Below are 25,849 nucleotides of genomic sequence, written 5' to 3'. Positions count from 1 at the left end.
CGCCTCTGTGGATAACCTGTTCTATATATGGAGTGATCATGACACCGCATGTGATGAAACGTGATGGCTGTAAAGTGCCGTTCAAGTCAGAGCGCATTAAAGAAGCAATTCTGCGTGCAGCTAAAGCAGCGGGAGTCGATGACGCAGACTATTGCGCCACCGTCGCAGAAGTCGTTAGCCAGCAAATGCAGGGCCGCGCGCAGGTCGATATCAACGATATCCAGACCGCCGTGGAAAACCAGTTGATGTCCGGCCCGTGGAAACAGCTGGCACGCGCCTATATCGAATATCGCCACGATCGCGATATCGAGCGTGAAAAGCGCGGCCGCCTGAACCAGGAAATTCGTGGTCTGGTCGAGCAAACCAACTCATCGCTGCTCAACGAGAACGCCAACAAAGACAGTAAAGTGATCCCGACCCAGCGCGATCTGCTGGCCGGTATCGTGGCCAAACACTATGCCCGTCAGCATCTGCTGCCGCGCGATGTCGTACAGGCGCACGAGCGCGGCGAGATCCACTACCACGATCTCGACTATTCGCCGTTCTTCCCGATGTTCAACTGCATGCTGATCGACCTGAAAGGCATGCTGACGCACGGCTTTAAAATGGGCAATGCCGAAATTGAGCCGCCGAAGTCTATCTCTACCGCCACCGCGGTCACGGCGCAGATTATCGCCCAGGTCGCCAGCCATATTTACGGCGGCACCACCATTAACCGGATCGATGAAGTGCTGGCGCCGTTCGTCACCGAGAGCTTCAAAAAGCATCGTAAAATTGCCGAAGAGTGGCAGATCCCGGATGCCGAAGGCTATGCCCGTACGCGGACCGAAAAAGAGTGCTACGACGCGTTCCAGTCGCTGGAATATGAGGTCAACACGCTGCATACCGCCAACGGCCAGACGCCATTCGTCACCTTTGGTTTTGGCCTCGGCACCAGTTGGGAGTCGCGCCTGATCCAGCAGTCGATTCTGCGCAACCGCATCGCCGGTCTCGGCAAAAACCGCAAAACGGCGGTATTCCCGAAACTGGTCTTCGCCATTCGCGACGGTCTGAACCATAAATTCGGCGATGCGAACTATGACATCAAACAGCTGGCGTTAGAGTGCGCCAGCAAGCGTATGTACCCGGATATTCTCAACTACGATCAGGTCGTGAAAGTTACCGGGTCGTTTAAAACGCCGATGGGCTGCCGCAGTTTCCTCGGCGTGTGGGAAAACGAGAACGGCGAACAGGTACACGATGGGCGCAACAACCTCGGCGTTATCAGCCTGAACCTGCCGCGTATCGCGCTGGAAGCGAAAGGCGACGAAGCCGCCTTCTGGACGCTGCTGGACGAGCGCCTGCTGCTGGCGCGCAAAGCGCTGATGACCCGTATCGCTCGCCTGGAAGGGGTGAAAGCCCGCGTCGCGCCGATTCTGTATATGGAAGGCGCCTGCGGCGTGCGTCTGAAAGCCGACGACGACGTCGCGGAAATTTTCAAAAACGGCCGCGCGTCCATCTCCCTGGGCTACATCGGGGTTCACGAGACCATCAACGCGCTGTACAACAATCAGCATATGTACGATAGCGAAGCGCTGCGTGAAAAAGGCATCGCCATCGTGCAGCGTCTGCGCGACGCCGTTGAACAGTGGAAGGAAGAGACCGGCTACGGCTTCAGCCTGTACAGCACGCCGAGCGAAAACCTGTGCGATCGCTTCTGCCGCCTCGATACCGCCGAATTCGGCGTGGTACCGGGCGTGACCGAGAAAGGCTACTACACCAACAGCTTCCATCTCGACGTCGAGAAGAAGGTGAACCCGTACGACAAGATCGATTTTGAAGCGCCGTATCCGCCGCTGGCCAACGGCGGCTTCATTTGCTACGGCGAATATCCGAATATCCAGCATAACCTCAAGGCGCTGGAAGACGTGTGGGATTACAGCTATCAGCACGTACCGTATTACGGCACCAATACGCCGATCGATGAATGCTACGAGTGCGGGTATACCGGCGAGTTCGAGTGCACCAGCAAAGGCTTTACCTGCCCGAAATGCGGCAACCACGACGCCGCCCGCGTATCGGTGACCCGCCGGGTATGCGGTTATCTCGGCAGCCCGGACGCGCGTCCGTTCAACGCTGGCAAGCAGGAAGAAGTGAAGCGCCGCGTGAAGCACCTGGGCAATGGGCAGATCGGTTAAGTTCTGCACAGGGTTCTCACCCTCACCCTAACCCTCTCCCTCAAGGGAGAGGGAACCGTTCGAGCCCGGCATTAAGCCCGGCGCTGGTTTTCCCCTCTCCCCTTGGGAGTGGGAACCGTTCAAGCCCGGCGTTGAGCCCGGCGCTGGTTTCCCCCCTCTCCCCTTGGGAGTGGGAACCGTTCAAGCACGGCGCTGGTTTCCCCCCTCTCCCCTTGGGAGAGGGCCGGGGTGAGGGTATCAGCCCCTGGTAGCCCGGCCGAGCGCAGCGACGCCGGGAAATGGCCGCACGCCTGCGTTTTCGCAAAGCAATTAACGTCAGAGCAAGGCGGCAAACGAAGGAATCTCCAGGAGCGTACATTCAGTACGTGACTAGGGTGAGTGAGCGCAGCCAACGCCGCTATGACGTTAATTGAGAAGCGAAAATGAATTATCACCAATACTACCCCGTCGACATCGTCAACGGCCCCGGCACCCGCTGCACCCTGTTTGTCTCCGGCTGCGTCCACGAGTGCCCCGGCTGCTACAACAAAAGCACCTGGCGGGTGAATTCCGGCATGCCGTTCACGATCGGGATGGCCGACCGCATCATTGCCGACCTCAACGATACCCGCATCAAACGCCAGGGGCTTTCACTCTCCGGTGGCGATCCGCTGCATCCGCAAAACGTCGCGGAGATCCTCAAACTGGTGCAGCGCGTACGCGCCGAATGCCCCGGTAAAGATATCTGGGTCTGGACCGGCTATAAGATTGATGAACTGAACGCAGAGCAGATGGAAGTCGTGAACCTGATTAACGTGCTGGTCGACGGTAAGTTTGTGCAGGATTTAAAAGACCCGGCGCTTATCTGGCGCGGCAGCAGCAACCAGGTCGTGCATCATTTGCGATAGCGTTTAGAGCCGTTTATTCGCCTGATGATAAACGGCCGCTTTCTCTCTTTTGCCAATGGCAATAACGTAAACCACCACCACACTATCTCGTACTTGATACACCAGCCGATAACCTGACGCCTTAAGCTTGATTTTGTAGCAATCCGGCAAATCGCTCAGCCTGGCCGACTCAATTCGCGGATTCTGCACAACCTGCTGGAGCTTATTTTTGAACTGTTTTTTGACCGTCTCGCCAAGCTTCTGCCATTCGCGCAAGGCTCGTGGATCAAACTCCAGTTCATAGGTCATCCAGACTCACCTTAACCCCCGGCCGTGGGTTCTCCAGCCGCTCGCGAACGGTGCGTAACAACGCCGCTTCGCCATCGCTGATGGTCATACTTTTCACCGGCATGCGGCCATTTTCCGCAATGTATTGAAACAGCAAGCGTACCGCCTCCGTTGGCGTCATATCGAGTTTCTCCAGCACGGCATAAGCCTCTTTTTTGAGTTTATCGTCCAGTCGAACATTGAGCGTGGCCATTATGCCTCCAGAAAGGGGAATTTTGTAATGCAGTATAGCATTACATTTGAATTACATTCGAATCTGGAAAACACCTCTCAAAACCGACTGACGCACTCCATCGCCACCGTTTTAAACTCATCGAAGCTGCGGGTCGCGGCGAGGCGGCTCATGGCCCGCTCGCGCAGGAACGTCACGAAAATATCGTAGATCGCCATCGCCTCTTCATACTCGCTCTTGCTGATAGCGAGCAGGAAGATGATATGGGCGATTTCGTCGCCCCAGGCGATGCCCTGCGGAGCAATAACGGTATAGACCACCGTCTTTTTCGCTAACAGACCGAGGGCGTGCGGCAGCGCAATGCCATCGCCCAGCATGGTACTGACGATCGCTTCACGCTCGACCACCGAATCATGAAACTCCGCATCGACAAAACCCTCCTGCTGCAGCTGCTGACACAGCTCGGCGAACAGCGTTTGCTGATCTATCGGCTTATCGATCACCCGGAAGTGGGCGGCATCGAAGTACTTATTCAACATCCACGGACGGGTGCGATCCACCAGCACCAGCTTGCCAATCTGATCTAACTGGTAATCGGTGGGGAACGGCGCGATGGTCACCACCGGTTTGTCTTTTTCGCCGATCCGCACCGTTGAGATAACAAAATCCTCATCGATCGCTTCTCGCTGTTCGTACTCGCGCTGGGAAATGGTGGCGGCGATCTCCAGTTGCGGATATTTACGCTGCAGGATCGCTTCGATCATCCGCACCATCGCATTGCTGGTATCGCACACCAGCAGCACGTGCGGCTGGCGCTGGTAGCCGATGTTGTAGTGGCGTTCCAGCCCGACGCCGATATGCAGCACCAGAAAGCCGATTTCGTTTTCGCTGATGGTATAAGGCGTGTATTTGCCCCAGCTCGATACCGCGGCGAGGGTCATATCCCATGCCATCGGATAGTGCTGTTTGATGTTATCGAGCAGCGGATTGGGGATCATTATCTGATAGCGCACGCGGGTGATCATGGTCTTAATGTGGGTCAGCAGATCGGCGTGCAGCTGGGCGTCTTCCAGCAGGTTATAGTTATATTGGCTGTTAATGTAACGCAGAATGTAATTGACCAGCGCTTCGTCATCGTCGGCGCTGATGGTTTCTGGATCGACATCCTGTACCTGGCGGGCGGCGATATGCACGCACAGCCACTCTTCCTCGGCGGGCGAGAAGGGTTTTCCGGCCAACCGCTGTAGCTCTCCCGCCAAGTCGCGCGCGGCGTCGCGGACGTTTTGCGCCACATCTTCAGCGCTAAAATCGGCCAGCGGATAGCCTTCGCTAACGCGGCGTACCACGACCGCGCCGTACAGGCAGATAAAACGCTCGCCGACATCGGTGAGGCGAATATGATGCCGCGTGAGCGTCTCCTGCAGCACCGGCTCCAGTTGCGCCGGGACATCCGCTTCCAGCGCCTCGGCGCTAATCAACGGATTAATGCCGCCCTGCAGCGTCAGCTCCCACAGTAGATCGGTCAGGCAGGCGCGAATCGATACCTCGCTGCCGAACAGCTTCATGCCGTGGCGCGGGCGGGTTTCGAGGGTAAGCTGATAGCGCTGGAAGCGCTCGCGCACCTCGACCATATCATTCTGCAGCGTGGCGCGGCTGATGAACCATTCATCGGCCAGATCTTCCAGCTTGATAGAGAATGCCGAGGTCAGGAAACGCACCAGCAAAAAGTGGATGCGCTCCTGGGCGGTACGCGGCACGTGCTGCGTCTTCGGCGCCGTCTCCTCCAGCGCCTGAAAACGCGATCGGTCGTCAATCTTCAGCTGATAACCGCTACCGCGGTTGAGCGTAAACTGCGCGCCATACTGCGCCAGCAGCGCATTCAGCGCGGTAATATCGGCGCGCACGGTACGGGTAGAAACCGACAGCCGCTGCGCCAGTTCATCCTGCGGCAGCGTTTCATTTCGCAGCAGGGTGAAGAGTTGCGCTAAGCGTTGGTTGGGAAATCGCATGTCAGTTCCTTGTTGTTACGGCTCAGGGTTGGGCGGATATCACCATCTGCGATGGGCTACCGACCGGCGTGTAGTCTGAGGCAAAGGTTAATTTGCCATCCTTCGGCGCCACGCTAAAACGGGTAATATTATCGCTACGCTGGTTCATGACGTACAGCCACTGCCCCTGATTATCCAGGGTCAGCGTACGGGGGTAATCCCCGCGCGTCCAGATATCCTCCTGGTGGCTCAGGCTGCCGTCAGCCAGCACGCTAAAGTGGGCAATGCTGTTATGCAAGCGGTTGGCGACGTATAGCTGTTTGCCATCGTTGCTCAGCACAAGGCCGGCGGCAAAGCTGGTGCCCTTATACTCTTTTGGCAGCGCAGAGACGGTTTTGCCTTCGCGCAGCAGGCCGCTTTGCTTATCAAGATGATAGAAGGTTAGCGTCGACGCTTCTTCGTTAATCAGCCACAGGCCGTCGCCCTTTGGCGTAAAGACGAAGTGCCGCGGGCCGGCGCCCGGCGACGAGGCGGCGATAAACGGCGGATCGTTTGGCGTCAGTTTGCCGCTGGCGCTATCCAGACGGTACTGATAGATCCGATCCAGCCCCAGATCGGTGGAGTAAACAAACTTCCCGCTGGGATCGGCGGCGATCATATGGGCGTGCGGGCCATTGTGATCGCTAATGGCAAAGCTGCCCTCGACGGCCGCCGCCGGACGTTCGGCGCCGGCCGGACCTTCATCCTGATGCACATCTACCGCCTCGCCCAGGCTACCATCTTCTTTCACCGGTAGCACGGCGGTGCTGCCGCTAACGTAGTTGGCCACCAACAGATATTTACCATCCGGCGTCAGGGAGAGATACACCGGCCCGGCGCCGCCAGAGGCAACCTGGTTGAGTTCCGCCAGCTCGCCGTTCTTGTCAATTCGCCACGCCTGCACCACGCCTTTTTCGACTTCACTGGCGGCATACAGCGTTTTGCCATCGCGCGACACGGTCAGCTGCGCGACGTTCGGCAACGAGCTCACCAGCGCCTTATCGCGCAGGGCGCCGGTTTTGGCATCGACGGTAAAGCGATACAGACCTTCGCCATTAGGATTATAGGTGCCAATCCAGGCGTAGTGGGTTTGCGCGGCGGCGCCGGCGGCAAGCAGAGACAGTGAAGCAACAAGCAGGTGACGAGCGGTTGGCATGGTAACTCCTTGATGGTTCGGTGGGATAAGTTTCCCCTCACCCCGGCCCTCTCCCAAAGGGAGAGGGAGAACACCAGACGGTCCCCTCTCCCTGAGGGAGAAAACCAGACGGTCCCCTCTCCCTGAGGGAGAAAACCAGATGGTCCCCTCTTCCTGAGGGAGAAAACCGGACGGTTCCCTCTCCCCTTGGGAGAGGGTTAGGGTGAGGGACAATGGCACTACTTCACTAACTGTTTGGTCATCTCCAGCAACTGGCGAACATCGGCCGGGCGGGTGTTGCCGCTGGCTTTATCGATAATCGAGCTGTAAATATGCGGGATGATTTTACTCACGCCGGCATCCAGCGCGATTTTCAGGATCTCGCTGTAGTTTTCCAGATCGATACCGCCGGTCGGCTCCAGCCAGAAATCGTGTTCAGCGCAGGCTTTGGCGACGGCTTCAAATTCGGCGCGGTGCTTCAGGCCGCCCATCGGGAAGTATTTGATAGAGCTGCCGCCCATATCTTTCAACAGCGCGATGGCGGTTTCCAGCGGAACAATCCCATCCGCCGCGCCGCTGCTCAGCGGGCCGGTTGAGATCTTCACCATTCCCGGCGTACCGGTCGGCGAGACCAGACCATTCACCACGGTCTCGTTCTGCCCGAGCAGCGCGCGGCTGGTAGCCACGCCGGTGAAGACCTGGTTGACGTGCTGCGGCTGCACCTGGCGAGAAATCTCGCTCACCATCGCCGACTGGTTTGGATCGCCTGCGCCCAGCCCGACGGAGAGCGCGTTATCAATCAGCTTCGCGTATTCACGCATATCGGCCACCGCGCTGGCGACGTCCGGATAGTTTTTGGAGAGCACGCCGACCAGTACGTGACCTTCCGCCGCGTCGTAAATTTCACGGGCGTTGTCTTTGCTGCCCGCCAGTACGTTCAGGCACACGCGGTCACGGTAAAAATTTGGGGTCAGTTTCATGCTTTTTTCTCCTTATTCAGAACTTCTGCGATGCGGCGGGAGACCACCTCCAGCTGCTGCGCGTTCACGCTGCGGACATCGGCTTCAATAATGCCTTCATTCGCTTTATAGCCGCGGAAGTAAATGGCGTATTCGCCCTGCTTCAGCGCGTTAACCAGATCGCCGGTATTCACGCCAGTGGTCGCTTCATCAAATTTAATTTCGGCGCGGGCGATATCGCGGCCCGCGCTATCCCACACCACCCGCGCGGTCACGCCGTTGAGAGTGTTGAGCTGTTCGATAAACGGCGTCATCTTGTCCACCATCTGCTGACCGCTCTCTTTGGTCGCCGTCAGGTAGTGTTCAATCGCGCAGGTCAGACCGAGAATGCCCTCTTTGCCCACTTTCATCGCCCGGCCAATCCCCATCGACTGGCGCTTAACCCACTCAACGTACTGCGTTTTGCCGATGACCAGCCCGCTGGTCGGCCCTTCAATCGCTTTCGCGCCGCTGTAGATAACCAAATCGGCGCCCATGCGGTAGTAGCACTGCAGATCTTCTTCCGCCGCCGCATCGACGATCAGCGGTAAGTTATGCTGGCGCGCTACTTCCGCGGCCTGCGCGACGTTGAGCATGCTTTTCTGCACGCAGTGGTGGGATTTGATGTACAGAATCGCCGCGGTGCGCGGAGTGATCGCCGCCGCCAGCTGTTGGGCAGAACATTCGTTGGCGTAGCCCGCTTCCACCAGCTTACCGCCGCCCAACGCCACCATGGTGCCTACCGGCGCGCCAAAGTTGACGTTGTGGCCCTTCGGCAACACGATTTCGTTATTTTCAATCGGGGTAACGTGCAGGTTCTCCAGCAGCCAGTCGCTGTCTTTCACCAGCACCGCCGCTACCGACTGGGCAATCCCCGCCGACGCGCAGGAGACAACGGTCGCCCCTTCCACATCCAGCAGTTTGGCGATGTACTCGCCGGTTTTATTCACCAGGTCTTTCATTTCAAAGTACTGGTTCATACCGGCCATCGCGGCTTCAACCACTTCCGGGCGCGGCGTGGAGACGCCCAGCGCCGTCATCCGGCCAGAAGTGTTAATAACTTGTTTTAAATGGTATTTCTCAAAAATCGAAGACATGTTCCGCGCTCCCTTGTTCGGTCAGATAGCCCTTGCCCGCGCGAATCGCGGCCAGCGGCACCAGAATATTGTCAGCCTGCAGGCCCTCTTTTTCGGCATCTACCAGCAACGTGGGCTGATGCTGCAGGCTAAATAGCGTTAAATCGGCATCGAAGCCCTCTTCGAGGCGCCCTTTACGCGTCAGACGCAGCCCCTCGGCGGCGCTGACGGTCACGCAGTCAATCACCTGCGGCAGGGTCATGCCGATGGCGAGGAATTTCGACATCACCAGCGCCAGCGAGCGTACTGGGCCGTCGATACGGTTACGGCAGTAAATATCGGAGCTAATGGTGTGCGGCAGAATGCCCATCGCAATCGCCCGCCGCGCCACTTCAAAGCTGAAACTGGCGGTACCGTGGCCGACATCGAGGCGCACGCCGCGCTGCAGCGCGCGAGTAATGGAGCTGCGCAGCTCGCCGGCAGGATTAAGAATGCGGTTCGGCTTGCCGTTATAGCAGTGGGTAATGATGTCGCCGTTGCTCAGCAGATCGGCGATTTCATCGAGGTTCGGCGGGTTATTGCCGATGTGCACCATCAGCGGCAGATCGCCGTTTTCCTGCTGAATGGCCTTGGCGCGCGCCAGCGGCGTGATGCCGTTTTCGCCGACGACGCTGCTGCTCATCCGCGCCTTCAGGCCAACGATAAAGTCAGGATGACGCTGCACCGCCTGCTTCACCGCGGCGGCGTCGATATTGGCCATATTCGCCAGCTCATTCTGCGCAATCAGCCCGACGCGGGAGATGTTGAGCAACGCATAAACTTCCGTCGCCGCTTTACGGGTCAGTTGATAGAAGTCATCGACGTCGTCGGCGCCGGTGCTGCCGGCATCGATCACGGTGGTGACGCCGGTGGCGATGCCGACGCTATCCGGCTCATCATGATAAATCGGTGAATTCGGGTAGCAGTGAACGTGAGAGTCAATCCAGCCAGCGCTGACGTAAACCTTGCCGTTCAGTTCGATGGTCTTACGGGAGGGCGCGCTAATCTCGCCCAGCGCCGCGATTTTCCCGTCCTGGATGGCGATATCAGTCAGGGTATCGTCGACGAGGCGCGCACGGCGCAGGAGTAAATCAAACATAGCTATCTCCTGATGAAAGAGTGAATCTGTTGCCGGATGGCGGCGTACCGCCTTATCCGGCCTACAAATCGCGCTGACTTGTAGGCCCGATAAACGCAGCGCCATCGGGCGATTAGCTAATCGCAATCGGGAAGATGGAACCGAGGATCATCGCGCCGAGGATGGCGCCGCCGGTGATCGGTTTCTGCCAGATGTAGAACAGCAGTGCGCCAACCAAAGAACCAATCCCGATAGGAATAGACGCCGTCATCGCGCTGAGGATGATCAATGGACCGAGGAAGCGGCCGGAGGCGTTACCGGCCCCCATCATCACGTCGGCGCCGTAGGTGGAGTCGCTCTGGTTGATGGTGAACTTACGCGCCAGAATGATGATGTAGCCGACCGCCAGGCCGAGGATCAGGCCGGTTGCCAGCGACGCGGCGAAGTTCGCCACCGGGAAGACAAAGCCCGCGCCAAGCAGTAGCGCCGGCACGCCGAGGCCGATACCGGTCTGGATGGCGCCGCCGATATCCAGAATCCCCACCAGCGAACCTTCGATGATGCGGGCGAACAGGAAGCTCGCGCCGAATGCCGCCACCGCGCCGTACGCGCCGGTATCAATCCCTGCCTTCAACATCGCCACGAAGGCCACTTCGTTAAATGCGCCGATGCCGTACAGGTAGTACATGTGCGTCCCGGCGAAGACGCCGGAGGAGAGCAGGCCAACAAAGATCGGGAACGACCAGTCGGCATACCAAAAACCTTTATTCTGTTCCATTATCAGGCTCCCGTTACTTGCCGCTGAGTGAGTTGTGGATCATGTCCAGCCAGTTCGGCACGGTCAGATGGAAGGATTCGAGCATCTTCATGTCGAAGCCGCGGAAGAAGCCGCTGAGGACGAACAGCGCGACAATGGCGATCATCATCACTTTGGTTACCCGGTTCCAGCCGCTCTCTTCTACGCCTTTACCGATCAGGATCCCCAGTACCAGACCCGGTACGGCGTTACCCATAATCAGCTGCGCCGCGCCGCCGAAAATCGTCGCCCAGAAGCCTGATTTCTTACCGGCATCGATAGCCGCCAGCCAGAAAATCACCGGCATCACGGTATTCACCAGCAGGTTTGCCGCCGGAACCAGTACCTTAACGGCGGTGACCTGCAGCGCTTCCGGCACGGAAGAGGCGGTCAGGTTAAGGAAGGCGACGACGATCATGCCGATGATGCCGCAGGCAATGGCCATTTTTTTCGGATCGTGTAGCGTTTCGCCAACGTTACGATTTTTCACCATCAGCGCCGCCGCACCCCAGTTCGGGATAATGCGGTGGTCAACGTCCTGGGTGAAGGAGCCTGCTGCAACGGAAGAGGCCCAGGCGTTAAAGAAGAAGCCGAGGCCAAAAGAGAAGTGAGAAGCCGGATCGCCTTCGCAGGAATTCAGCTCGCCCAAGGTACGAAACGCCCCCATCCCTTGCGTGGTGGGCGCGTGAAACATGCGTGCCGCTCCGGCGCCCACGCCGACGCCGACCAGGCCGCCGATGATGAGCGATTTTATTAAAATTATCAGGAACATAGTCTGACCCTTTGGTAACAATCAGGTTTGCGTGACGAAATCCACTTTATCGAGATCGATGGCGGTCACGTTGACGGTGACGTCCAGCTCCACGCTGTAGGTCCGTCGTTCACGGCGCAAAAAGATGAACAGAAACGCCTCTTTTCGTACCGCTTCGCGCGCATGAACAACCGTCACGTCCTGTGGCTCAATACGCAGTAGGATGCGCGATGATGATTTCATCACCGCAGCCTGCACATGGTTAAGGGCATCGGCGAAGGCCCGTGATTTGCTTTCGCCTTTGCCTGCAACCCTCACCGTGGTGGTGAATTGCTCTTTCATACTTATGCGCCGTATTTCTTTTTCCAGGCTTCAACCAGGCGCTCGCCCAGCTCTTCTTTATCCATGAAGCCGAAGCCCAGCACGTTGCAACCTTCGTTGATGGCGGTGACGCCCTCTTCAATAGAACGCATGCCGTATTTTGCTTTGTAGCCGTACTTGGTCTGCGCGGTGATAGCGCCTGCGCCGCCGCTGCCGCAGAAGGAGATGCCGAAAGAGGCGTTTTCCGCTTTCATCATGTCGCCAAGTTTCATATCGGCAGCAACGCCAGGGACGACCACTGCACGTGCGCCGGCTTTTTCTGCGCCTGCCGCGACTTTTTGTCCTTTACCCAGACGGTCGCCAATAACTACGGTGATTTGTTCCATGTTTTGCTCCTTACAGGTTTTCTTTTGCGACTTCGAAGTGGACGGACAGCAACCAAGCCTCTTCATCAGGCAGGTTGCCGAACTGCGCGACCACTTCGCGGGCCAGCATCATTGAATCTTCAGAAATTTCTTCGAACAGACTGGCATCCACTTCCGGTAGCGGTTCGCCACTGATTGACCGGTGGGCCATGGCCCGCACGTGGGAAGTCAGCATTTGCTCCTGAACGTCGTTAGGGACGATGTCGTGACGGCTTAACAGGGCGAATACCTGCTGTAACATCTTGTCAGCCAGGCGTTCGGTCTGCGCCGCCTGCTCCCCTACGTCGTTTATTACCGCTCCGTTATTCACTTGTGTTACCCCGCTGATGTCTCTGGAATCCAAAGTAGCGCCGGGGGTCAGGAGTTTGTAGCGAGTTGTTTTCCACTTCGAAGTGGAAAGGGAGAAGGCTTAGGTGATCGACTCCACATATTCACCGGATAAATGTAAAAACAGGCGATATGGCGTGATGCTCATCACAACAATGCGCGAGGTTTAGCGGAAAACGACGATGGAAAAACCGGAAAAAGAAAAGGGAAAAATGTGATGCGGGTAGGCTTTTAGGCGGGAGACATCGGCTGACGCCTCCCGAAAACGGCGATTAGCGATACTTCTTATGGTAGGTATTGCGGGTAGTTTTGAAGTCCTCCGCGGCGGCCTGCGCCTCTTTCAGCTTACCGGCGTCAGCTAACTTCAGCGCGCCGTCGATCTGGCCGACCAGCGTTTCCAGACCGTGGCGGAAATCTTTCATCTCCGGGCTATCGGCCGCTTTGCCTTCCAGTTTTGGCGGCGTCTCTTTCTGCGCGTCAACCGCAGCAGTACGCATCTTATTCAGCGCCGCTTTCAACTCGCCAATGTCTGAGGTTTTCTGTACCACCTGCAGATTTTCCGCAAGGGTGTCCATGTCTTCGCCAAGGTCGGCAAACGCCGATGCCGAACCGAGCGCAAAAGCAGAGACGGCCAGCATCGCTAACAGTTTTTTACGCATTGCTCACTTCCTTTTTATTATGAAGATATCAAGCGGGCGCGGCAGGACGCGCCCGGCACACAGGTCATTGACCGGCGATTTTCATCTCCGGCAGCAGCACGGAACCACACTGAATATTGCTGCGCGTTTCGATATCGTCGCCGACGGTGACAATATTACGCCACATTTCTTTCAGATTTCCGGCGATGGTGATCTCACTAACCGGATACTGAATCTCGCCGTTTTCTACCCAGAAACCGGATGCGCCGCGCGAGTAGTCGCCGGTCACGCCACTGACACCCTGCCCCATCAATTCGGTGACCACAAGCCCGGTGCCCATCTCTTTAAGCATCTTTGCAAAACTCAGGCCGCGGCCGTTGATGCGCCAGTTATGGATGCCGCCGGCGTGGCCGGTGCTTTTCATACCCAGCTTGCGCGCGGAATAGTTGGTCAGTAACCACTGGGTCAGCACGCCGTCTTTGATGATGTCGCGACGTTCGGTGCGCACGCCTTCGCTGTCGAACGGCGTGGAAGCCAGCCCCTTCAGCAGATGCGGATGTTCTTCGATGGTCAGCCACTCCGGCAGGATCTGTTTGCCGAGGGAGTCGAGCAGGAAGGTCGATTTACGGTAGACCGCGCCGCCGGCAATCGCCCCGACCAGATGGCCAAACAGCCCGGTCGCGACTTCGTTGGCGAAGATAACCGGCGCTTTCATCGTCGACAGCTTACGCGGCGCCAGGCGCGACAAGGTGCGGCGGGCGCATTCGTTGCCGACCCACTCCGGGGTCTGTAAATCGCCAAGGGCGCGGCCAATGGTGTAGGCGTAGTCGCGTTCCATATCGCCGTTTTCTTCGGCAATCACGCAGCTGGAGAGCGAGTGGCGAGTCGAACAGTAGCTCTGGAGCATGCCATAGCTGTTACCGAACACTTTAATTCCATAGTGGCTGTTGAAGCTGCCGCCTTCGGTATTGGTAATGCGTTTGTCGGCCTGCAGGGCGGCCTGCTCGGCGCGGGCGGCCAGCTCGATGGCTTCATCGGGGGAGACCTCCGCCGGATGGAACAGGTCCAGATCCGGGGCGTCAAAGGCCAGCAGTTCTTTATCCGCCACGCCGGCAAACGGGTCCGGCGAAGTGTAACGCGCGATATCCAGCGCCGCCTGCACGGTACGCGCGATAGCGTCCGGGCTCAGGTCGGTCGAAGAGGCGCTGCCTTTACGATTTTGATGATAAACGGTGATGCCAAGCGCGCCGTCGCTATTGAATTCAACATTCTCCACCTCACCGTAGCGGGTGCTGACGCCGATGCCGGTGGTCTTGCTGACGGAGACTTCCGCACCGTCGGATTTGCCTGCCGCCAGTTCCAGTGCCGTACTAACGGCTTCTTCCAGCGTCTTACGCTGCTGTGCAACCTGAGAGATGACTTTCATTGCTAATGCCATAATGTAAGAAGGAGTTAACTGAAGTCTAACAGAGAACCGTTTTTCAGTGCGCGCCTTAACTGGTAACATTAGCCTCTTTTTTAAGGAGCCTGAGATGACAAAGCAGCCCGAAGACTGGCTCGACGACGTGCCCGGTGATGACGTTGAAGATGAAGATGATGAAATTATCTGGGTCAGCAAGAGTGAAATTAAGCGCGACGCGGAAGAACTGAAGCGTCTTGGCGCGGAAATGGTAGACCTCGGTAAGAACGCGCTGGATAAGCTGCCGCTCGATACCGACCTGCGCGACGCCATTGAACTCGCCCAGCGTATCAAGAAAGAAGGCCGCCGCCGCCAGCTGCAGCTGATTGGTAAAATGCTGCGTAATCGCGACGTCGATCCGATTCGCCAGGCGCTGGATAAGCTGAAGAACCGTCACAACCAGCAGGTGGCGCTGTTCCATAAGCTGGAACAAATCCGCGATCGCCTGATTGATAATGGCGATGATGCGGTCGTAGAGGTATTGAACCTGTGGCCAGACGCTGATCGTCAGCAGCTGCGCTCACTGATCCGCAATGCCAAAAAAGAGAAAGAAGGCAACAAGCCGCCGAAATCCGCGCGCCTGATCTTCCAGTATCTGCGCGAACTGGCCGAGAACGAAGGCTAGTTCCCACGCTAACCGCCATCTCCCGGATGGCGGCGCGTTGCGCCTTATCCGGGCTACGAATCGGTATCCGGTGGCTAGCTCCGGTCAGCGCATCGCAAACCTTACCTCATGACCTCGTGCCCTAAATCGCTGGCAAACTGCTGATACCGCGCCACATCGATCGGCTGCGGATAGCTCAACACCAGCAGTTCATGATCGTCGATCCCTTGATGATAGGTTGGATGGCGGTGCGCCCAGGCATTGGCATGGAATCCCATCGACTGGTAAAAGCGCAGCCGTTTATGGGCGATTTCGCTGGTGAGCGGATCGATTTCCAGAATAGTCAGCGGCGCGCGCGTCAGGATCTGCGCCAGCAGCTGTTTGCCATAGCCGCGCGAACGCAGGGTGTCGTCAATCGCCAGATGTTCGATATAGCTATAACCGGCAAACTGCCAGCAGCCGCTCAGGCCAATAAATACCCCGTTATCAAACCACGCTTCCAGCGCATAGTGCGGGTTGCTCAACGCCTGAAGTTTGGCGTCGCTTTCGCGCTGTTCGTGCCACGGAAAGGCACGGGCGTACAGCGCGTCAAGCGCGGCGAAATGGGGCGAGTCGGTAGAAATGACTTTTTCACAGGTCAGCATCAGACAATCCCTGGTGGCGAAAACAAAACTGCCCTCACGCGGAGGGCAGTAACCGGAGGCGTTCGCGCTTACTCTGCCGCGGCCGCTTTTTGCGCCAGTTTATCCAGCAGCTTCTGATGAATGCCGCCGAAACCGCCATTGCTCATCACCAGAATATGGTCGCCCGGATGCGCGGTTTTCACGATCATATCCACCAGCGTATCAACGTCGGCGCTCCAGTGCGCCGGCTGTACGCAGGCTTCCGCCACTTCCGCCACCTGCCACGGGATATGCTGCGGCTGCAGCAGGAAGACTTCATCGGCGCGGCCGAGAGACGGCGCCAGATCGTCTTTACAGACGCCCATTTTCATGGTGTTGGAACGTGGCTCCAGCACCGCCAGAATACGCGCGGTGCCGCCGACTTTGCCGCGCAGCGCCTGCAGCGTCGCGAGAATGGCCGTCGGATGGTGGGCAAAATCGTCGTAGACGGTCACGCCGTTGGCTTCGCCGCGCAGCTCAAGGCGGCGGCGGGCGTTGATAAAGCTGCCCAGCGCGTTAGCGGCATCCGCCGGCACCACGCCGACATGACGCGCCGCGGCAATCGCCATCAGGCCGTTGTGCATATTATGCTCGCCAACCAGCGCCCAGTTCACCTCGCCGACCTTTTCGCCGTCGAGCAGGACTTCCCACTGCGAGGCATCGGCGTTGAGTTTCTTCGCCTGCCAGTGCCCCTGCTCGCCCACCAGCTCCTGTTCGCTCCAGCAGCCCATCGCCATCACCTGCTTCAGGTTGATGTCGCTCTCCGGCAGAATAATCTTGCCTTTGCCCGGCACGATGCGCACCAGGTGGTGGAACTGTTTCTGAATCGCTTTCAGGTCGTCAAAGATATCCGCGTGGTCAAACTCAAGGTTATTGAGGATCAGCGTGCGCGGGCAGTAGTGAACGAACTTGGAACGCTTGTCGAAGAAGGCGCAGTCATATTCGTCGGCTTCAATCACGAAGAACGGGCTGTCGCCCAGGCGTGCGGAAACATCGAAGTTCCCCGGTACGCCGCCGATAACGAAGCCCGGCTTATAGCCGCAGGCTTCGAGGATCCATGTCGCCATGCCGGCGGTGGTGGTTTTACCGTGGGTACCGGCAACGGCCAGCACCCAGCGGTCGCGCAGGACGAAGTCGTGCAGCCACTGCGGGCCGGACATGTACGGAATGTTGTTTTCCAGCACCGCTTCGACGCACGGATTACCGCGGGTCATGGCGTTACCGATAATCACCAGATCCGGCTGCGGGTCCAGTTGGCTGGCGTCGTAGCCCTGAATCAGATCGATACCCTGATTTTCCAGCAGGGTGCTCATTGGCGGATAAACGTTAGCATCCGAGCCGGTTACTTGATGCCCGAGGGAACGTGCCAGCATTGCCAGCCCCCCCATAAACGTGCCACAGATTCCTAAAATATGAATGCGCATTCGTTACTTCCCTCATTAATCTGACCCGCATTTTACCCATATGTATGCCCCCTGAGAAATGCATTTCAGGCAAATCTGCATTTGCTGGCGCGATTCACCTGTGCGCAGTTTTTTTATTATTTGTTAAGATTGTTGCGTTCGTTTTACTCAACATAAAAATGCAGGGAACGAGTTATGAAAACGTTAGGTGAATTTATTGTCGAAAAGCAGCACGAGTTCTCCCACGCTACCGGTGAGCTGACTGCTTTGTTGTCGGCAATAAAACTGGGCGCCAAGATCATCCACCGCGATATCAATAAGGCCGGTCTGGTCGATATCCTGGGTGCCAGCGGTGCGGAAAACGTTCAGGGTGAAGTTCAGCAGAAGCTGGACCTGTTCGCGAATGAAAAATTAAAAGCTGCACTGCGCGCACGTGATATCGTCGCCGGTATCGCCTCGGAAGAAGAAGATGAAATCGTGGTCTTCGAAGGGTGCGAACACGCCAAATACGTTGTGCTGATGGATCCGCTGGATGGCTCCTCCAACATTGACGTTAACGTCTCCGTGGGGACTATCTTCTCTATCTACCGCCGCGTCACGCCGGTCGGTACGCCGGTCACCGAAGAAGACTTCCTGCAGCCGGGTAACAAACAGGTTGCCGCGGGTTATGTGGTTTACGGCTCCTCCACCATGCTGGTCTACACCACCGGCTGCGGCGTGCACGCCTTTACCTACGACCCGTCACTCGGCGTCTTCTGCCTGAGCCAGGAGCGGATGCGCTTCCCGGAGAAAGGCAAAACCTACTCCATCAACGAAGGTAACTATATCAAGTTCCCGATGGGCGTGAAGAAGTACATCAAGTACTGTCAGGAAGAAGATAAAGAGACCCAGCGCCCGTACACCTCGCGCTATATCGGTTCTCTGGTGGCCGACTTCCACCGTAACCTGCTGAAAGGCGGCATCTACCTGTATCCGAGCACCGCCAGCCACCCGCAAGGGAAACTGCGTTTACTGTACGAATGCAACCCGATGGCGATGCTGGCGGAACAGGCGGGCGGCAAAGCCAGCGATGGTAAAGAGCGTATTCTCGATATCATCCCGGAAAGCCTGCACCAGCGCCGTTCGTTCTTTGTCGGCAACGACCACATGGTAGAAGACGTCGAGAACTTCATTAAAGAGTTCCCGGACGCTTAATTTCTGCCTTCCCTTCCCGCCTTGCGGGAAGGGAGCTCCCTGTCAGCGATTCACCGCCCCACCCACGCGAGTCACCGCCGCATTCTGGCGATTTTCCCAAAGCACCGTCAGCCCGCGCTGCAGCGCAATGAAGATAAACAGCAGGATACCGATGGCAATCTTCGTCCACCATGAACTGAGCGTACCGTCAAAGTTGATGTAGGTCTGAATAAGCCCCTGAATCGCCACGCCGAACAGCGTCCCCAGCACCGTTCCGACGCCGCCGCTCAGCAGCGTGCCGCCTATCACCACCGAGGCGATAGCGTCCAGCTCCACGCCGACGCCCGCCAGCGCGTAGCCCGCCTGGGTGTAGATAGAGAAGACGATTCCGGCAAGCGTCGCCAGGCCGGTCGACAGCATATAGATGCGAATAGTGGTGCTACGCGTGGAAATGCCCATCAAATTGGCCGACGTGGCGTTGCCGCCGATAGCATAAACCTGATTGCCAAAGCGGGTACGGTGGGCGAGGAAAATGCCCAGCACCACCACCACCAGCATCAGCAGCCCCATCGCGCTCAGGCGGCCGCCGCCGGGGATGGTCCACGCCAGCCCGGACAGAGTGTCATACAGCGGATGGTTAATAGGAATCGACTCTTCCGAGACCAGATAGCTCACGCCGCGCAGGAAAAACATACCGGCGAGGGTGATGATAAATGCCGGGATCTTCAGCGCATCGATCAGCAATCCCATAAACGCGCCAAAGGCGCAGCCCATGGCCAGTACCAGCGGAAAGGCCAGCAGCGGCGAGATCCCCCAAAAGCCGATCGCTTTGGCGAGAAACACGCCGGTGAAGGCAATCACCGACCCGACCGACAGATCGATACCGCCGCTGAGGATCACGAAGGTCATGCCGACGGCGATAATGCCAAGGAAAGCGTTATCGGTCAGGATATTGCAAATCACCCGCGTCGACGCAAACCCCGGAAACTGGGTCAGGCAGTAGAGATAGCCCAGCACGAATACCGCGAGGGTAATCATCAAAGGTAAATTACGTTTTATCACGGCCGCGTACTCCTTTCAGTAGACCGATAAAGCGCGGCGACTGAACGATCAGTACGCACAGCACCACCACCGCTTTCACCACCTGGTTAAGCTCCGGCGGGAAACCGGAGAGTAAAATCCCGGTGTTCATCCCCTGGATAATCAACGCCCCCACAACCGACAGCAGCAGATTGAAGCGCCCGCCCATTAGCGAACCGCCGCCGATCACTACCGCCAGAATGGCGTCCAGCTCCAGCCATAATCCGGCGTTGTTGGCGTCGGCGCCGCGGATATCCGCCGCCACGATAATGCCGGCTATCGCCGCGCAGATGCCGCTTAGTACATAGGCCAGCATCACCACGATGCGGGTGTTCACCCCGGCATTTTTCGCCGCGCGGATATTAATCCCCACCGCTTCAATAAACATGCCGAGCGCGGTCCGGCGGGTAAACAGCCAGAACAGCAGCAGCGTTGCGACGGCGATAATCACCGGCGTCGGCAGCAGCAATAGCGAGCCGCTGCCAATCCAGGAAAGCGCCGGCGAATCAAAGGTGACTATCTGCCCGGAGGTAATCAACTGCGCGACGCCGCGCCCGGCAACCATCAGGATAAGCGTGGCCACGAAGGGCTGGATCTTCAGCACGGCCACCAGAATGCCGTTCCACAGGCCGGCCAGCGCGCCTGCGCCTAACGCGGCGAGCAGCACTACCGGCAGGCTGTGCCCGGCGACGGTCATCGAGGCGGCGGTCGCCCCGGCGATGGCCATCACCGCGCCGACCGACAGATCGATGCCGCCGGTGGCGATGACCAGCGTCATACCAATCGCCAGCAGCGCCACCGGCGCCGCGCGGTTGAGAATGTCAATCGGGCTGCCGAACAGCCGCCCATCCTGCAGCAGAATCTGGAAGAAATGCGGCGCCACCAGGCTATCCACCGCCAGTACCAGCAATAGCGCGATAATTTGCGGCATTCCTTTCGGCCAGCTAAAGCGCCGTTTTGGCTGTCCGCTTTGTGAAACAGTTCTGGGCATCATGCTGGGCTCCTTATGCCGCAATCGCGTTCATGATCGCCGGGACCGATAGCTCGGCGAGCGGGATTTCCGCTACCTGCTGGCGATCGCGCATGATAATCACCCGGTCGGCGTAGCCCACCAGTTCTTCAAGCTCCGAGGAGATAACCAGTAGCGCCAGGCCATCGGCGCAGAGGGTTTCTATCAGACGAATAATCTCGGCGTGGGCGCCGACGTCGATACCGCGTGTCGGCTCATCGAGGATCAAGAACTGGGGTTTGGTCAGCAGCCAGCGCGACAGCAATACCTTCTGCTGGTTGCCGCCGGAGAGAAATTCGATTGGCTGTTCGGCGCTGGGCGTCCTGATACCTAACTGGCGAATAAAGCGTTCGGCAATCTCATGCTGTTCACGGCGCGGGATCGGCCGCAGCCAGCCGCGCTGCGCCTGTAGCGCCAGCACAATATTTTCCCGCACCGAAGCAGCGGCGATGATGCCGTCGGTTTTGCGGTCTTCCGGGCAGAAGCCAATGCCGAGGCAGGAGGCCTGATGCGGCGAGCGCAGCGTTTGCGGCTTGCCCTTGATCCACGCTTTACCGCTGTCGGCGGGCTTGATGCCGAAGATGACCTCCGCCGTTTCAGTGCGACCGGATCCCAACAGCCCGGCCAGGCCGACGATCTCGCCCGGCCGCACCTGCAGAGTAAACGGCGCAATCGTGCCCTTCTTGCCAAAATCTTCAAACGCCGCCACCGGCTTATCGCTGAGCAGCGTGCGCCCGGCGCGCTGCAGCGCCTGATGGTCCAGCTCGCGCCCCAGCATCATTTTGACCAGTTCGATTTGCGGCAGCTCGCGGGTCTCCCGACAGCCGACGAAGCTGCCGTTGCGCAGCACGGTAATACGGTCGCTGACGGCATAGACCTGGTCGAGAAAATGGGTCACGAAAATCAGGCTAACGCCGTTATCGCGCAGCTGGCGCATCAGGGTGAACAGCATTTCCACTTCCTGAGTGTCGAGGCTGGCGGTCGGTTCATCGAGGATTAGTACTTTCGCCGACAGGTCGATGGCCCGGCAGATAGCGACGATTTGCTGCATCGCCACCGAAAAACGGTTTAGCGGTTCGCGCACGTCGAGCGAGAAGCCGTAAGAGGCCATCAGCGCGGTGGCGCGCTTTTCCATCTCTTTGCGCCGCAGCAGGCCAAAACGCTTCGGCTCGCGACCAATAAACAAATTATCCGCCACCGACATATTCGGCAGCAGGTTAACTTCCTGGTAAACGGTACCGATACCCAACTGCTGAGCGTGGGCGGTGTTTTTCGGCGAAATTTGCTGGCCTTCCAGCCAAATCGCTCCGCGTTCGGCATGGTACACGCCGGTGAGCGCTTTAATCAGCGTCGATTTTCCGGCGCCGTTTTCGCCCAGCAGGGCCATGATTTCGCCACGCCGCAGGCTGAAATTGACATTATCCAGCGCCTTCACGCCGGGGAAGAATTTGCTGAGTCCTTCGGTACGAAGGATCTCCTGGTGTTGGTCGCTGGTCATGGTTCCCCCTGCATCACGCCGGATGGCGCTGCGCTTATCCGGCCTACAAAAGAGCGAAATGTAGGCCGGGCAAGCGTAGTGCCCCCGGCATTTTCATGAAGGCTTAGTAACCCATATTTTTCTTCTTCTCTAACTCTTCTTTTGCCGTATCCGGCAGATAAAGAGTTGATTTGGTAATGGTCAGCTTCTCAGGCAGGGTGCCGTCTTTTTTGTATTTTTCCAGCGCATCAAACGCCGGACCGGCCATATTCGGCGTCAGCTCGACGCTGGCATTCGCCTCGCCGGCGATCATGGCTTTATAGATATCCGGCACGCCGTCGATAGAGCCGGTGAGGATATCTTTGCCCGGCTTCAGCCCGGCCTCTTTAATGGCCTGGATCGCGCCAATGACCATGTCATCGTTATGGGCGTAGACCATGCAGATGTTCTTGCCGTTATTCTCCGCTTTGATAAAGCTCTCCATCACCTCTTTCCCCTTACTGCGGGTGAAGTCGCCGGACTGCGAGCGGATAATCTTGATGTTGGGGGCTTTGGCAATCGCCTCGGCGAAGCCTTTCTTACGATCGATAGCGACGCTGGCGCCCACGGTGCCCTGGAGCTCCACAACGTTACACGGCTTGCCATCGACGGTTTTCACCAACCAGTCGCCAATCAGTTGGCCTTCCAGCACGTTGTTGGCGGTGACCGTGGTCATATACAGCGACTTATCTTTAACGTCGATCGAACGGTCGAGGAGGAACACCGGGATATTGGCCTCTTTCGCTTCTTTCAGTACCGGCTCCCAACCGGTCGCCACCACCGGCGCGATAAAGATCGCGTCCACGCCCTGGGCAATGAACGAGCGCACGGCTTTAATCTGGTTTTCCTGTTTTTGCTGACCGTCGGCAATCTTCAGAGTGATGCCACGCTTCGCCGCTTCTTCCTTAGCAACATTCGTTTCGGCCGCGCGCCAGCCCGATTCAGAGCCGACCTGCGAAAATCCTACGGTCAGGTTGGCGGCCATCGCCATAGACGACATAGCTGCCGAAACCGCGGTGACAAGAAGTAAGCGCTTCCACATAAGATGATCCTCGTAGGGTTATTGTTGGTTAAATGCTCACCTGCGAACAAACTATAGACAATCCGTTATGTAACTGAATGCGTTACATCACACTTCGAAAAAGTAAATAAAATGTTAATTACTGCGATTTATCTGAGCTGAGCGGCGATAAGGCTTCCCGCCCAACGGCATGGCCTGCGCCAATGGCGAAAATTTGTCTTCTGGATAACCGCCGTTCGCGATAATGAAAGCGTTTACACAATTTTATTCAGAATGTAGCTATCTTTATGGATTTTAGGGTTATCTGATGAGGAGAAATTCAGACGCTTCCCCCTGCATCAGGGCAAAAAGAAGCGAAGACATTCGATGTGAGTTGGCTATAATACCGGGCACTTGTTTGCCAAACATTTTTAAAGGAAACAGACATGAGCTTACTCAACGTACCTGCGGGCAAAGAGCTGCCGGAAGACATCTACGTCGTTATCGAAATCCCAGCTAACGCAGACCCAATCAAATACGAAGTTGACAAAGAGAGCGGCGCGCTGTTTGTTGACCGTTTCATGTCCACTGCGATGTTCTATCCGTGCAACTACGGCTACATCAACCACACCCTGTCTCTGGACGGCGACCCGGTTGACGTGCTGGTCCCGACCCCGTACCCGCTGCAGCCAGGCTCAGTTATCCGCTGCCGTCCGGTTGGCGTACTGAAAATGACCGACGAATCCGGTGAAGATGCCAAGCTGGTTGCGGTACCGCACACCAAGCTGAGCAAAGAATACGATCACATCAAAGATGTGAACGACCTGCCGGAACTGCTGAAAGCCCAGATCACTCACTTCTTCGAGCACTACAAAGATCTGGAAAAAGGCAAGTGGGTTAAAGTCGACGGTTGGGACAACGCTGAAGCGGCGAAAGCTGAAATCGTTGCTTCCTTCGAGCGCGCTAAACAGAAGTAATTCTGTCTCAGGCAGGGTCATCCCCTGCCTGACTGCGGCACGGATTGCCGCAATATCACCATGGAGGGTACCCCGTGAAAAGCACTCGCTATTTCACCCTGAACTATTCCGGTTTCACCACAGCAGCCTCTGAAGGGCAAACCTATTTGCGCCTCATTGCTGGCGAGCATGTCTTTTATACCAATAAACGCCATTTTAGCGATCCCACGCTTTTTGACCGCCTGCAGCTTAACTACCCCCTGCACATCGGCGCCCGCCGCTTGCGTAACGGTTGCTACTGGATCCACTGGTTGAGCGACGGCACAACGCTACTTGAACCTGACCAATTAGCAAAGCCATGGGCCCGGCCGCTGCTGTTGGTTAGCCTACTGGTCCTCATCGCAACGCTCATCCCTGTCATTTACATCGATTCAGAATGGGGAAAGATGGGCTTCGGCATTATCGCGGTACTGGCGTTAATCGCGCTGCTGTCTGGCCTCTGCGAGCTACTGTTTCGCCCGGCGTTAAAACGCCTCCCCGATATGCGCGATCTGCTGGCGAAGATGAATTTGGCGCGCCGCGGCGACTTCTCATTTTGTCAGGCGATACAGGCAACGCCGCCGGTCGATCGTCAGGCGGCGCTGGCTTTTACCGAAACGCTTCCGCAACGCTATGCCCTCAGGACGGGAAAAATTAGCAATATCATTTTTAAGAAGTGGTTCACGGGAACCCCAACGCGGGAATACCACGGTGTTGGGATGCAATGCGATGCTGCGCCGCTGGCTTTCTTCTGGCAGATCGGTTTCGCCAATTTCGGCCTGCATCCCCTTTTTTACCGCCGTCAACCGCCCTTTCTCGCTATCGGCGATCGGATAGTCGCCGTTTACCAACGGGAAAATAACGACATCCATGCGTTATACAACGTCAGCGACGGGGGCGCTTTTCTGAAAAATCATTCCTGTTATCCCGGCGACCGGCAAATGTCGCTACTCTATAACCTGTTCTATGGCATCGCGCTGGTGCTGTACTTACTCGTACTTGGCATGGAGTTAAATAACCCCTACAAGTCAGGCAGGGATTTTTGGTGGTTGCTTCGCGATTCACTGGACATGTTGTCTCTCTTACTACTTTGCTTCAGCGGAACGCTGGTAATCCTGGAGCTTATCGGCCCAGTTGCCCGCTGTTTGTCACAAAGCGTACGTGACTGGCTGGGGCTGCGAACGGCGGTAAGAGGTTACCTCAGGCGAGTCGCCGCCAACACCCCATTACAGGAGATAACATAATGTTCAGCACCCTAACACGGCGGTTGTTGTTTCTCGCGCTCACCACGCTGGCGGCCCTCCTGTTGCTTGGCAAGAGTCATTTTCATTTGTGGTAATGGTATAGCGATTAAACGAGGAATATACGCTGACAGCTAATGGCCACAAGGTAAAAAAACAACGCCACCCGAAGGTGGCGTTGCCGTTTTCAATTACTGGTCTCTGTCCAACCAGTTTCCGCTCTCAATCTGCGCAAACCCCTCGACGGAGCGCTGGTAGACATACATCCACGCGCTGCCGTAAGGCGTTTGGATCAGATGGCGCGCGTATTCACCGCCCTTGGTGCGCAGCGCATCCAGCTCGGCCAGCGTCGATGCGTCGATACGATACACTTCACCATGTACTGTGCCCTCGCCCGGCACCGCGCCTGGATAGTGGCCCAGGCTGTACAGCTGATAATCGTCGACACTATGAGCGCCCAGCAACTGGGCGTTGGTCATCCAGTGGCTGTTGCCTTGTTTGCGTCGTAAACTGCCGTAAACAAATATTCGCAT

At 57.3% G+C, this 25,849-nt stretch carries 27 protein-coding genes; 6 read left to right on the top strand and 21 right to left on the bottom strand.

Going from position 1 to position 25,849, the window contains the following annotated elements:
* The first annotated feature begins 38 nt into the window (after nt 1–38).
* Both nrdD and nrdG read left to right on the top strand, forming a co-directional pair.
* Nucleotides 39–2,177: an anaerobic ribonucleoside-triphosphate reductase gene (gene nrdD / locus AC22LX_RS19970; RefSeq protein WP_487334163.1), complete on the top strand. Its 2,139-nt coding sequence runs from the start codon at nt 39–41 to the stop codon at nt 2,175–2,177.
* A gap of 422 nt (nt 2,178–2,599) precedes the next feature.
* Nucleotides 2,600–3,064: an anaerobic ribonucleoside-triphosphate reductase-activating protein gene (nrdG, locus tag AC22LX_RS19965; protein ID WP_045394699.1), complete on the top strand. Its 465-nt coding sequence runs from the start codon at nt 2,600–2,602 to the stop codon at nt 3,062–3,064.
* A gap of 3 nt (nt 3,065–3,067) precedes the next feature.
* On the opposite strand, the gene AC22LX_RS19960 is transcribed toward nrdG, so the two are convergent.
* The 14 genes from AC22LX_RS19960 to pmbA all read right to left on the bottom strand — a co-directional run bounded on the left by AC22LX_RS19960 (nt 3,068) and on the right by pmbA (nt 14,612).
* Nucleotides 3,068–3,352 carry a type II toxin-antitoxin system RelE family toxin gene (locus tag AC22LX_RS19960; RefSeq protein ID WP_047046230.1) on the bottom strand — a complete coding sequence of 95 codons (285 nt, stop codon included), beginning with the start codon at nt 3,350–3,352 and terminating at the stop codon, nt 3,068–3,070.
* Nucleotides 3,342–3,584: a type II toxin-antitoxin system RelB/DinJ family antitoxin gene (locus AC22LX_RS19955; RefSeq protein WP_002886901.1), complete on the bottom strand. Its 243-nt coding sequence runs from the start codon at nt 3,582–3,584 to the stop codon at nt 3,342–3,344. Before AC22LX_RS19955 ends, AC22LX_RS19960 begins: the two co-directional genes overlap by 11 nt.
* A 77-nt stretch (nt 3,585–3,661) precedes the next feature.
* Nucleotides 3,662–5,572 carry a BglG family transcription antiterminator gene (locus AC22LX_RS19950; RefSeq protein ID WP_045394695.1) on the bottom strand — a complete coding sequence of 637 codons (1,911 nt, stop codon included), beginning with the start codon at nt 5,570–5,572 and terminating at the stop codon, nt 3,662–3,664.
* A 22-nt stretch (nt 5,573–5,594) separates the two neighbouring features.
* A complete protein-coding gene (locus AC22LX_RS19945) occupies nt 5,595–6,746 on the bottom strand; it encodes a lactonase family protein (protein WP_045394693.1) in 1,152 nt (383 codons plus the stop codon).
* A 218-nt stretch (nt 6,747–6,964) separates the two neighbouring features.
* Nucleotides 6,965–7,705, bottom strand: a complete 741-nt coding sequence (gene dagF / locus AC22LX_RS19940) for a 2-dehydro-3-deoxy-phosphogluconate aldolase (RefSeq protein ID WP_045394691.1) — start codon at nt 7,703–7,705, stop codon at nt 6,965–6,967.
* Nucleotides 7,702–8,820: a DgaE family pyridoxal phosphate-dependent ammonia lyase gene (locus AC22LX_RS19935; RefSeq protein WP_487334162.1), complete on the bottom strand. Its 1,119-nt coding sequence runs from the start codon at nt 8,818–8,820 to the stop codon at nt 7,702–7,704. The genes dagF and AC22LX_RS19935 overlap by 4 nt, the downstream gene beginning before the upstream one ends.
* The gene (locus AC22LX_RS19930) at nt 8,804–9,937 is read right to left on the bottom strand and encodes an amidohydrolase/deacetylase family metallohydrolase (protein WP_487334161.1); all 1,134 of its coding nucleotides are present in this window, start codon (nt 9,935–9,937) and stop codon (nt 8,804–8,806) included. Before AC22LX_RS19930 ends, AC22LX_RS19935 begins: the two co-directional genes overlap by 17 nt.
* Before the next feature lie 112 nt (nt 9,938–10,049).
* Nucleotides 10,050–10,694, bottom strand: coding sequence for a DUF4310 family protein (locus tag AC22LX_RS19925; protein WP_015368573.1), 645 nt, complete (start codon nt 10,692–10,694; stop codon nt 10,050–10,052).
* 13 nt (nt 10,695–10,707) lie between these two features.
* Nucleotides 10,708–11,484: a DUF4311 domain-containing protein gene (locus AC22LX_RS19920; RefSeq protein ID WP_015368574.1), complete on the bottom strand. Its 777-nt coding sequence runs from the start codon at nt 11,482–11,484 to the stop codon at nt 10,708–10,710.
* A gap of 21 nt (nt 11,485–11,505) precedes the next feature.
* Nucleotides 11,506–11,805: a DUF4312 family protein gene (locus tag AC22LX_RS19915; protein WP_015368575.1), complete on the bottom strand. Its 300-nt coding sequence runs from the start codon at nt 11,803–11,805 to the stop codon at nt 11,506–11,508.
* 2 nt (nt 11,806–11,807) lie between these two features.
* Complete coding sequence (locus AC22LX_RS19910) at nt 11,808–12,170, bottom strand: SFCGS family glycine-rich protein (RefSeq protein ID WP_015368576.1); 363 nt, start codon at nt 12,168–12,170, stop codon at nt 11,808–11,810.
* Between the two features lie 10 nt (nt 12,171–12,180).
* Nucleotides 12,181–12,519, bottom strand: a complete 339-nt coding sequence (locus AC22LX_RS19905; protein WP_015368577.1) for a PRD domain-containing protein — start codon at nt 12,517–12,519, stop codon at nt 12,181–12,183.
* A gap of 289 nt (nt 12,520–12,808) precedes the next feature.
* Nucleotides 12,809–13,195, bottom strand: a complete 387-nt coding sequence (gene cybC / locus AC22LX_RS19900; protein ID WP_015368578.1) for a cytochrome b562 — start codon at nt 13,193–13,195, stop codon at nt 12,809–12,811.
* A 64-nt stretch (nt 13,196–13,259) separates the two neighbouring features.
* Nucleotides 13,260–14,612, bottom strand: coding sequence for a metalloprotease PmbA (pmbA, locus tag AC22LX_RS19895; RefSeq protein ID WP_045360325.1), 1,353 nt, complete (start codon nt 14,610–14,612; stop codon nt 13,260–13,262).
* Between the two features lie 94 nt (nt 14,613–14,706).
* Here pmbA and yjgA point away from each other — a divergent pair, with 94 nt between their 5' ends.
* On the top strand, nt 14,707–15,258 hold the full coding sequence (gene yjgA / locus AC22LX_RS19890) for a ribosome biogenesis factor YjgA (RefSeq protein WP_015368580.1): 552 nt from the start codon (nt 14,707–14,709) through the stop codon (nt 15,256–15,258).
* Between the two features lie 101 nt (nt 15,259–15,359).
* Here the strand turns inward: yjgA and AC22LX_RS19885 are convergent, their stop codons facing one another.
* Nucleotides 15,360–15,881, bottom strand: coding sequence for a GNAT family N-acetyltransferase (locus AC22LX_RS19885; protein WP_487334160.1), 522 nt, complete (start codon nt 15,879–15,881; stop codon nt 15,360–15,362).
* A 68-nt stretch (nt 15,882–15,949) separates the two neighbouring features.
* A complete protein-coding gene (gene mpl, locus AC22LX_RS19880; RefSeq protein ID WP_032709697.1) occupies nt 15,950–17,323 on the bottom strand; it encodes a UDP-N-acetylmuramate:L-alanyl-gamma-D-glutamyl-meso-diaminopimelate ligase in 1,374 nt (457 codons plus the stop codon).
* Between the two features lie 174 nt (nt 17,324–17,497).
* On the opposite strand from mpl, the gene fbp reads away from it, so the two are divergent.
* Nucleotides 17,498–18,496: a class 1 fructose-bisphosphatase gene (fbp, locus tag AC22LX_RS19875; RefSeq protein WP_015368583.1), complete on the top strand. Its 999-nt coding sequence runs from the start codon at nt 17,498–17,500 to the stop codon at nt 18,494–18,496.
* A 42-nt stretch (nt 18,497–18,538) separates the two neighbouring features.
* Here fbp and yjfF read toward each other — a convergent pair whose 3' ends face one another.
* The 4 genes from yjfF to ytfQ form a co-directional block, all read right to left on the bottom strand.
* Complete coding sequence (yjfF, locus tag AC22LX_RS19870) at nt 18,539–19,537, bottom strand: galactofuranose ABC transporter, permease protein YjfF (RefSeq protein ID WP_487334159.1); 999 nt, start codon at nt 19,535–19,537, stop codon at nt 18,539–18,541.
* Nucleotides 19,524–20,549: a galactofuranose ABC transporter, ATP-binding protein YtfT gene (gene ytfT / locus AC22LX_RS19865; RefSeq protein WP_049059431.1), complete on the bottom strand. Its 1,026-nt coding sequence runs from the start codon at nt 20,547–20,549 to the stop codon at nt 19,524–19,526. The genes yjfF and ytfT overlap by 14 nt, the downstream gene beginning before the upstream one ends.
* A 10-nt stretch (nt 20,550–20,559) precedes the next feature.
* The gene (ytfR, locus tag AC22LX_RS19860; RefSeq protein ID WP_045394681.1) at nt 20,560–22,062 is read right to left on the bottom strand and encodes a galactofuranose ABC transporter, ATP-binding protein YtfR; all 1,503 of its coding nucleotides are present in this window, start codon (nt 22,060–22,062) and stop codon (nt 20,560–20,562) included.
* Between the two features lie 103 nt (nt 22,063–22,165).
* A complete protein-coding gene (gene ytfQ / locus AC22LX_RS19855; RefSeq protein ID WP_015704195.1) occupies nt 22,166–23,122 on the bottom strand; it encodes a galactofuranose ABC transporter, galactofuranose-binding protein YtfQ in 957 nt (318 codons plus the stop codon).
* 404 nt (nt 23,123–23,526) lie between these two features.
* Here ytfQ and ppa point away from each other — a divergent pair, with 404 nt between their 5' ends.
* Together ppa and AC22LX_RS19845 are read left to right on the top strand one after the other, a co-directional pair.
* A complete protein-coding gene (ppa, locus tag AC22LX_RS19850) occupies nt 23,527–24,057 on the top strand; it encodes an inorganic diphosphatase (protein ID WP_015368588.1) in 531 nt (176 codons plus the stop codon).
* Nucleotides 24,058–24,131: 74 nt separating this feature from the next.
* Nucleotides 24,132–25,319 (top strand): hypothetical protein, encoded by a 1,188-nt coding sequence (locus AC22LX_RS19845; RefSeq protein ID WP_063447584.1) that lies wholly within the window; start codon nt 24,132–24,134, stop codon nt 25,317–25,319.
* A 188-nt stretch (nt 25,320–25,507) separates the two neighbouring features.
* Here AC22LX_RS19845 and AC22LX_RS19840 read toward each other — a convergent pair whose 3' ends face one another.
* A complete protein-coding gene (locus tag AC22LX_RS19840) occupies nt 25,508–25,849 on the bottom strand; it encodes a gamma-glutamylcyclotransferase family protein (RefSeq protein WP_015704194.1) in 342 nt (113 codons plus the stop codon).

It is taken from the genome of Klebsiella sp. PK01 (assembly GCF_057624675.1).
Note: the sequence above shows the minus strand (reverse complement) of the source record. Positions and strands in the feature narration are given on the sequence as shown.

Bases quoted from the DNA above. Each gene is read 5' to 3' on its own strand.
- AC22LX_RS19950 (WP_045394695.1), bottom strand. From the start codon at position 5,572: ATGCGATTTCCCAACCAACGCTTAGCGCAACTCTTCACCCTGCTGCGA.
- AC22LX_RS19885 (WP_487334160.1), bottom strand. From the start codon at position 15,881: ATGCTGACCTGTGAAAAAGTCATTTCTACCGACTCGCCCCATTTCGCC.
- nrdG (WP_045394699.1), top strand. From the start codon at position 2,600: ATGAATTATCACCAATACTACCCCGTCGACATCGTCAACGGCCCCGGC.
- ytfT (WP_049059431.1), bottom strand. From the start codon at position 20,549: ATGATGCCCAGAACTGTTTCACAAAGCGGACAGCCAAAACGGCGCTTT.
- AC22LX_RS19915 (WP_015368575.1), bottom strand. From the start codon at position 11,805: ATGAAAGAGCAATTCACCACCACGGTGAGGGTTGCAGGCAAAGGCGAA.
- dagF (WP_045394691.1), bottom strand. From the start codon at position 7,705: ATGAAACTGACCCCAAATTTTTACCGTGACCGCGTGTGCCTGAACGTA.
- ytfQ (WP_015704195.1), bottom strand. From the start codon at position 23,122: ATGTGGAAGCGCTTACTTCTTGTCACCGCGGTTTCGGCAGCTATGTCG.
- AC22LX_RS19930 (WP_487334161.1), bottom strand. From the start codon at position 9,937: ATGTTTGATTTACTCCTGCGCCGTGCGCGCCTCGTCGACGATACCCTG.
- AC22LX_RS19955 (WP_002886901.1), bottom strand. From the start codon at position 3,584: ATGGCCACGCTCAATGTTCGACTGGACGATAAACTCAAAAAAGAGGCT.
- AC22LX_RS19925 (WP_015368573.1), bottom strand. From the start codon at position 10,694: ATGGAACAGAATAAAGGTTTTTGGTATGCCGACTGGTCGTTCCCGATC.
- ppa (WP_015368588.1), top strand. From the start codon at position 23,527: ATGAGCTTACTCAACGTACCTGCGGGCAAAGAGCTGCCGGAAGACATC.
- AC22LX_RS19945 (WP_045394693.1), bottom strand. From the start codon at position 6,746: ATGCCAACCGCTCGTCACCTGCTTGTTGCTTCACTGTCTCTGCTTGCC.
- fbp (WP_015368583.1), top strand. From the start codon at position 17,498: ATGAAAACGTTAGGTGAATTTATTGTCGAAAAGCAGCACGAGTTCTCC.
- AC22LX_RS19920 (WP_015368574.1), bottom strand. From the start codon at position 11,484: ATGTTCCTGATAATTTTAATAAAATCGCTCATCATCGGCGGCCTGGTC.
- cybC (WP_015368578.1), bottom strand. From the start codon at position 13,195: ATGCGTAAAAAACTGTTAGCGATGCTGGCCGTCTCTGCTTTTGCGCTC.
- nrdD (WP_487334163.1), top strand. From the start codon at position 39: ATGACACCGCATGTGATGAAACGTGATGGCTGTAAAGTGCCGTTCAAG.
- pmbA (WP_045360325.1), bottom strand. From the start codon at position 14,612: ATGGCATTAGCAATGAAAGTCATCTCTCAGGTTGCACAGCAGCGTAAG.
- AC22LX_RS19910 (WP_015368576.1), bottom strand. From the start codon at position 12,170: ATGGAACAAATCACCGTAGTTATTGGCGACCGTCTGGGTAAAGGACAA.
- AC22LX_RS19935 (WP_487334162.1), bottom strand. From the start codon at position 8,820: ATGTCTTCGATTTTTGAGAAATACCATTTAAAACAAGTTATTAACACT.
- mpl (WP_032709697.1), bottom strand. From the start codon at position 17,323: ATGCGCATTCATATTTTAGGAATCTGTGGCACGTTTATGGGGGGGCTG.
- yjgA (WP_015368580.1), top strand. From the start codon at position 14,707: ATGACAAAGCAGCCCGAAGACTGGCTCGACGACGTGCCCGGTGATGAC.
- AC22LX_RS19840 (WP_015704194.1), bottom strand. From the start codon at position 25,849: ATGCGAATATTTGTTTACGGCAGTTTACGACGCAAACAAGGCAACAGC.
- AC22LX_RS19960 (WP_047046230.1), bottom strand. From the start codon at position 3,352: ATGACCTATGAACTGGAGTTTGATCCACGAGCCTTGCGCGAATGGCAG.
- ytfR (WP_045394681.1), bottom strand. From the start codon at position 22,062: ATGACCAGCGACCAACACCAGGAGATCCTTCGTACCGAAGGACTCAGC.